This window comes from Rubritalea sp. (assembly GCF_039830215.1).
Taxonomy (GTDB): Bacteria; Verrucomicrobiota; Verrucomicrobiia; order Verrucomicrobiales; family Akkermansiaceae; genus Rubritalea.
Window position 1 is genome coordinate 8,287 of record NZ_JBDOPO010000371.1, and the last position, 1,937, is coordinate 10,223.

At 49.8% G+C, this 1,937-nt stretch carries 1 pseudogene; it reads right to left on the bottom strand.

From position 1 onward, the window contains the following. Positions 1 to 1,937: pseudogene (locus ABGY95_RS12710) on the bottom strand (hypothetical protein); the annotation flags it as partial.

Sequence of the window (1,937 nt, forward strand, 5' to 3'; positions counted from 1 at the left end):
ATTGAGATCGATAGCCATTCCCCACTGGTGAATTTTATCAGCAAGGTGAGTTTTCTTTGCAAGCTCGGTCTTTGACCAGGTCTCGCTGCCTTCCGGCTTGTAAAGTGAAATATTGTCAGGAGCGTGGGAATCCATTCCCTGCTTCTGAACATTAGCAAGCTGCGCTGCATAGTCTTTGTGAGTTTTTTCGTCAGTTGCTGTAGATATTTCACGAGCGAGAGCGCGTCCATACATGGAGTGATGCTCCTGAGTGCGAGCCATCTTGTATGTGGCGCCATTCTCAGCACGCGCGATAGTAGCTCCCACTGCAAAATAATCGTCTTCACCACGAAGGGGATAAGCATTGAAACCTGTATTCATACCAACACAGGAAACGTTATTCTTACCACCTTGGCTGTACTGAATCCCCCCCCCTTTGAACTCAGAAGCGAAGTTCTCGTCGTAGCCCTGACCGTAACCGAGAGAAAGTGAAATCACATTCTCAGCCATACCAAAAGTAACAATAACTGGAGCTTCGAGAGTCTTACCATTCACAGAAACTTTAGCAACTGGAGCAAAAAGACTTGGTCCCTCACCCTCTTCAGGCACTGGAGTCTTCTTGACCATGGTGTCACTAGCAATGCCTAGGGCACCCCACCAAGCTGCACCAGCTTTCTCAAGCTCAACGAGTTCATCGTAGATACCTAGATTCTTTGCTGTTTCAGGAGCGAGGTAGATCGCGTTATCCCAACAAACCTTAGAGATAGGATCTGGAGCTTCTTGGAGCCATGCGTTGTCGATGTAACGACCGTCAAACACGGATCCATCAGTTGAATAAACGATATCGAGAGCTTGTGCTGAAGGAGCTGGCTGAGCAGAGAGAGTCGGAGTATTCACTCCCACAATACCCTTATTAGGGGCTGCGTACTCAGATTTATAGAACCCTTCGCGAAGAAGCTTCATCCAAGTGGCTTGCTCAGCTTTAGCATCAGACGCATTGGCCACTCCTTCGAATGTCTTGCGCACTGCGGTGTACGCTGGAGTAACAGCCTTCGCATCAGCCATTGAGTCGTGAAGTTCCCCGTCGAGGAGTGACGCAAGAAGCTCAAACTCAGAAACTCCACCATACAGCGGAAGAATCATTGGCTGAACGATAGTGTAGACACCATTAGATGTGTAGGAATCACTCCAGCTTTCTAGGTAATTTGCAGCCGGGATGTGAAGGTCCGCTGCATTTGCTGAAGCATTGACCGTCTCACCTAGATGAACAACCTTCACCTTACTGAGCGCTGCTGCTAGAGCGGCATTCTCGAGGAACGGGTTTGCTGGGGTGAGCAGAATCACTGTGTCGAGCTGGTCGACATCTGCGATGAGTTGCTTTGCACTTCCAAGACCAGTCTTGAATGTCTGAACAGGCTTGAGGGTATTACCGAATGAACCAAGCTTTGTGTTAACAAGGTGGGCTAAATCGTGAAGCTCCTTGTCATATCGAGAACCGAGAAGCACGAGCGCCTCTCCACGGTGAGCACGGAGGTCTTTCGCGCAAGCTTTGATCCACTGAGCTTTCTTGCCACCAAATGCGCCACCTGGAATAGCAACGGAAACACCGAGCTCAACAGCAACCGCTGCAAGGAATCGACCAATTTGAGAAGGCGCTACAGGAGCGCGGTGATCAGCCATGCCACCAGTGAGGCTAAAGTTAGGCTCAGCAATGTAGAGACGATTGAGATCACCCCTTGTCTCCTTCGCGGTTTTGCTGTAATCGCGGCCGTTGACGTGGCGGCGGTCGTAGAAACCTTTTACTGGACCTTGCTTGTCGAGCTCAAGGAAATCTGAATCGATAGATAGAATGCACTTAGCGCCAGTGAAATCAGCAACAACCTCAGCTCCTGAGCCGTAGATTGCTTCGTTCGACTCCTTACGTCCTGCACCAGCTAGAGCTTCGTAGCTATAGAACT